Origin of the sequence: Sphingomonas sp. Ant20, assembly GCF_000783375.1 — a bacterium.
In the GTDB taxonomy this organism is placed as follows: Bacteria; Pseudomonadota; Alphaproteobacteria; order Sphingomonadales; family Sphingomonadaceae; genus Sphingomonas; species Sphingomonas aerolata.
Genome location: NZ_JRVI01000161.1, coordinates 1 through 4595, shown reverse-complemented (window position 1 = coordinate 4595; position 4595 = coordinate 1). Strand labels below are relative to the sequence as shown.

5 protein-coding genes and 1 pseudogene are annotated in these 4595 nt (G+C 69.5%); 5 read left to right on the top strand and 1 reads right to left on the bottom strand.

Annotated features, from left to right (window positions below):
• Both NI18_RS16510 and NI18_RS16505 read left to right on the top strand, forming a co-directional pair.
• Positions 1–483 (top strand): SPOR domain-containing protein (locus NI18_RS16510; RefSeq protein ID WP_037531549.1); only part of this gene is annotated, 483 nt, incomplete at its 5' end.
• Positions 480–1709, top strand: coding sequence for a deoxyguanosinetriphosphate triphosphohydrolase (locus tag NI18_RS16505; protein ID WP_084215256.1), 1230 nt, complete (start codon positions 480–482; stop codon positions 1707–1709). The genes NI18_RS16510 and NI18_RS16505, both read left to right, overlap by 4 nt.
• Here NI18_RS16505 and NI18_RS16500 read toward each other — a convergent pair.
• Positions 1706–1999 (bottom strand): hypothetical protein, encoded by a 294-nt coding sequence (locus tag NI18_RS16500; RefSeq protein ID WP_037531548.1) that lies wholly within the window; start codon positions 1997–1999, stop codon positions 1706–1708. The two genes, NI18_RS16505 and NI18_RS16500, sit on opposite strands and share 4 nt — an antisense overlap.
• A 203-nt stretch (positions 2000–2202) precedes the next feature.
• On the opposite strand from NI18_RS16500, the gene NI18_RS16495 reads away from it, so the two are divergent.
• The 3 genes and pseudogenes from NI18_RS16495 to NI18_RS16490 all read left to right on the top strand — a co-directional run.
• Positions 2203–3357, top strand: a complete 1155-nt coding sequence (locus tag NI18_RS16495) for a DUF1800 domain-containing protein (protein ID WP_347574875.1) — start codon at positions 2203–2205, stop codon at positions 3355–3357.
• Positions 3288–3632, top strand: a complete 345-nt coding sequence (locus NI18_RS28105) for a DUF1800 family protein (protein WP_347574874.1) — start codon at positions 3288–3290, stop codon at positions 3630–3632. The genes NI18_RS16495 and NI18_RS28105 overlap by 70 nt, the downstream gene beginning before the upstream one ends.
• 3 nt (positions 3633–3635) lie before the next feature.
• A pseudogene (locus NI18_RS16490) lies at positions 3636–4595 on the top strand (DUF1501 domain-containing protein); the annotation flags it as partial.

Genomic DNA, 4595 nt, shown 5'->3' with positions numbered 1-4595 from the left:
CGCGATACCGCCGCCCAGGAGGCGGCGCTGGCTGCGACCCGGCTCGCGGATGCGAAGGCGGCACGCGCGAAGCTGGCGGCGGACAAGAAGATCGCCGACCGCAAGGCGATCGCCGACAAGAAGATTGCCGCCGAGAAGAAGGCCGCCGCCGAGAAGAAGGCGATCGCCGACAAGGCAGCGGCAGAAGAGAAGCGGATCGCGCGCGCCAACCCCGAACGCATCTGGGTCCAGGTGTCGACCGGCGCGACCGAGGGTGACCTGCCCAAGGCGTGGAAGGGTGTGAAGGCGAAGGCGCCGACGGTCGTCGGAACGCGCGGCGGCTGGACGGCGCCGTGGGGCGCAACGAACCGCGTGCTGGCGGGGCCGTTCAAGACCGCCGCGGAGGCGCGGACCTTCGTCAATGCGCTCGCCAAGGAGGGCGTCTCGACCTTCTCCTTCACCAGCGATGCCGGTCAGGTCGTCACGAAGTTGCCCGCCAAGTGAGCGCGCGTGCGCCCTGGGCTTCGGACCCGGCGCGAAGCAAAGGTCGGCTTCACGAGGAACAGAACGGGACCGTCCGCGGCCCGCGCGACGCGTTCCAGCGTGATCGCGACCGGATCATCCACTCGATCAGCTTTCGCCGGCTGCGCCACAAGACACAGGTCTTCATGGCGCCCGACGGCGATCATTTCCGCGTCAGGCTGACCCATAGTCTCGAGGTCGCGCAGATCGGCCGTGCGGTCGCGCGCACGCTCGCGCTCAACGAGGATCTGACGGAGGCGCTGTGCCTGGCGCATGACATCGGCCATCCGCCGTTCGGTCATGCCGGCGAGGATGCGCTCAAGATCGCGCTGACCGGGCAGGGCGGGTTCGACCATAATGGCCACACGCTGCGGACGCTCACCGAGATCGAGCGTCCCTATCCGCGCTGGAACGGGCTGAACCTGACCTGGGAAACGCTCGAAGGGCTGGCCAAGCATAATGGCCCCGTCCGCCATCCCGGCTGGGCGCTGCGCGTGGCGGACTCGGCCTTCGATCTTGCGCTGACGAGCTTCTCGTCGCTCGAGGCGCAGGTCGCGGCAATCGCCGACGACATCGCCTATGACAATCACGACATTGACGACGGGCTGCGCGCGGGATTGCTGACGCTCGACCAACTGATGGCGGTCCCGCTGATTGCGCGCGGCTGGGACGATACCTGCGCACGCTTCCCCGATGTCGAGCCGAAGCGGCTGATGGGTGAACTGGTGCGCTCGCAGATTGGCACGATGGCCAACGACCTGATCGCCGAGACACGCCGCCGGATTGCGGCAAGCGGTGTCACCAGCGTCGAGGACGTGCGCGACGCGGGTGAATGCCTGGTGGGGTTCTCCGACTCGATGCGCGAGGAAGAGCGCGATCTGAAGCGGTTCATGTACGCGAACCTGTATCATCATCCGCGCCAGATTGCCGCGGCGGATGCCGCATACGGGATCGTGACTGGGCTGTTCGCGATCTATCGCGACGATCCCGGCACGATCCCCGAGGAATGGCGCGACCGCCTGCCCGAGGCGGATCCGGATCGCAGCCGGCACATCGCCGACTTCATCGCCGGCATGACCGATCGCTATGCCATCTCGCGCTACCGCGAGCTGGTCGGGCCGATCGATCTGCCCGGAGGGGTTCTGAAGCCCGGCCGATTTCGCGGGATCAATGTCCACGCGAAATCGGCTGAGCCGCCAGTGTCTTAGCGTGCGACGGCGGCGATACCGCCGGCCGCGCCCGATGCTTCGGTCGTCGCGAAGGCGACCGGCACGCCGCCCGCCGTACCCGACACGCGGTCGCCGCGCACGATCAGGTGAAACGCCTGGCCCGACGGGAATCGGCGGCCGTTGATGACCTGGCGGCCGTTCTCGACGCTGCTGGTGTAGACATAGGTGCTGCCTTCATACTCGAAGGACTGCTTGGCTTCCTTGGCCATGCCGATCGTCGAGGTGAGGGCGGCCGCCGCGGCGGCGAGGACGTATACGGTCTTGCGCATGATATGTGCTCCGCAGTGAAGATCGTACCGGGCGCAATCGGGTGGTCACCCAGCTTTGATGCCCTGAAGATATTGCGGTGCAGCATAAGCAGCAATTGCAAAGGAGTCCGTCGCACTTGCACGGCGTGCACGGCAACCATTCGCCGCGATTGGCATAATCCTGCGACACTCCCGGGCTAGGACCAGACTGCAGGAGATGACGGATGACCCAGGCGAGCATCGCATTGAACCGGTTCGGAATTGGTGCGCGACCCGACGAGGTGGTCGGTAACGGCAGGGACTGGCTATCGGCGCAGATGCCGGCGTTTGCGATCCGCCCGCCGGCGATTGCCGCCGCCCCTGACAGCGCGCGTGTTGCCGCCGATCTTGCCAGCTATCAACAGGCGCAGCGCGCGGCTCGCGCGGCCGCACCGCCGCCGGATGCCATGCGCACCGCGTCGGCGACACCGCCGGTGCGCAGCGACGCGGTGCGGGCCGCACGGCAGGCGATGGGGAAGCAGGCGCGGGACGATTATGGCGCTGCGGTTGCCGCCCGCGCGATCGCCGCGCTCACCACGCAGACCCCGTTCGTCGAGCGGCTCGTGCATTTCTGGGCGAATCACTTTGCGGTGTCGGCCGACCGGCTGACGGTGGTCGGGCTGGCGGGGACGCTCGAGTTCGAGGCGATCCGGCCACATGTGCTGGGCCGGTTCGGCGACATGCTGGCGGCGGTCGAACGGCACCCGGCAATGCTGCTCTATCTCGACCAAGCGGTATCGGTCGGACCGAACAGCGCGCTCGGCATGCGGGTCGCGGCGCGGGGCGGGCGCAAGGTCGGGCTGAACGAAAACCTCGCGCGCGAGATCCTCGAACTGCACACGCTGGGGGTGCGCACCGGCTATGGTCAGGACGACGTCACCGAACTCGCGCGAGCGATGACGGGGTGGACGGTAGCGGGCCTCGGGCGTGGCGACGGACGGGATCAGGGCCCGGCGGGGCGGTTCCGGTTCGCGGCGGCGGTCCACGAACCTGGCGTGCGGACCGTGCTCGGCAAACGCTATGGCGAGGATGGCGAGGACCAGGCGCGGGCTGTTTTGCGCGACCTGGCGGTGAACCCGGCGACCGCGACGCATGTCGCGACCAAGCTTGCCCGGCATTTCGCCGGTGACGTGCCGCCGCCGGCGATGGTCGCGCGCTTGCGGGCCGCCTTCCTCGAGACGGGCGGCGACCTGCCGAGCGTGTACCGCGCGCTGATCGCATCGCCCGAGGCCTGGATCGAGACGCCGGTGAAATTTAATACGCCCTGGGAATGGTCGATCGCGGCGATGCGCGCGCTGGGCATGACGACCGTTCAGCCGGCGCGATCGCCGGCCTGCTGACTCAGCTCGGCCAGCCGGTGTGGAAGCCCGGACAGCCGGCCGGCTATGATGATATCGCCGCGAGTTGGGCGGGGCCGGATGCGGTGATGCGCCGGGTCGAGGCGGCGGAGCGGTTCGCGTCGCGCGCGGGCGGGGCGATCGATGCCCGCAGACTGGCGGCGACGCTGTTCCCCGGATCGGTGAGCGCCGCCACGACCGAGGCGCTGGCGCGCGCCGAAAGCCCCGGGCAGGCGCTCGCGCTGCTGCTCGTCGCACCCGAATCGATGCGGAGATAAGCCATGCTCGATCGTCGCCACGTCATCACTTCCGCCATGCTCGGCGGCCTCGCCGGCGCCTTTGCACCGCGCATGGCCTTTGCCCGCGCCGCCACCGCCAGGCGGTTCGTCTTCATCATCCAGCGTGGCGCGGCCGACGGGCTGGGGACGATCGGTGCGATCGGCGACCCGGCCTTCGCGGGCGCCGCGGCGATCTCGCCGCCGACGTCGCGTCGGGCACCAGGCTCGACGGCCTGTTCGCATTGCATCCCGCGCTGGCGACGACCGCTGGCCTCTATGCGCGCAAGGAGGCGGTGTTCGCGCATGCGATCGCGTCCCCCTATCGCGACCGATCGCATTCGATGGGCAGAACGTCCTCGAGACGGGCGGCGCCACCGCCTATCAGGTCAAGGACGGCTGGCTCAATCGCCTGCTCGACCTGCTGCCCGCGGACTCCGCGCGCGGCATCGCGGTCGCCGCGACCGTGCCGATGGCGCTGCGCGGCCGGCGGGAGGTCGCCTCCTATGCGCCGTCGAACCTGCCCGATGCGTCCGCGACCTGCTCCAGCGCGTCGCGATGCTGTATCAGGGCGACGCACAGCTCATGGCCTGTGGAGCGAGGCGATGGCGACGCGGAGCCTGACCAGCGATCTCGCGCAGGCGAACGGCCAGAATGCGGCGGCGACGGGTACGCTCGCCGCGCGCCTGATCGCGCCGGCGAACGGCGCCCGCATCGCGATGATCGAGACCGGCGGCTGGGACACGCATGCCGGCCAGCGCGGGCGCCTAGCCGCGCTGCTGAAGGGCCTCGATGCGATGATCGGCGCGTTGCAGACGGGGCTCGGTCCGCTTTGGGCGGAGACGATGGTCCTTGTCGCGACCGAGTTCGGGCGGACCGTCGCGGTCAACGGGACCGGCGGCACCGATCACGGGACGGGCGCGTCGGCGATGGTGCTGGGCGGCGTGGTCGCGGGCGGGCGCGTGA

Bases quoted from the DNA above. Each gene is read 5' to 3' on its own strand.
- NI18_RS16500 (WP_037531548.1), bottom strand. From the start codon at position 1,999: ATGCGCAAGACCGTATACGTCCTCGCCGCCGCGGCGGCCGCCCTCACC.
- NI18_RS16495 (WP_347574875.1), top strand. From the start codon at position 2,203: ATGACCCAGGCGAGCATCGCATTGAACCGGTTCGGAATTGGTGCGCGA.
- NI18_RS28105 (WP_347574874.1), top strand. From the start codon at position 3,288: ATGGTCGATCGCGGCGATGCGCGCGCTGGGCATGACGACCGTTCAGCC.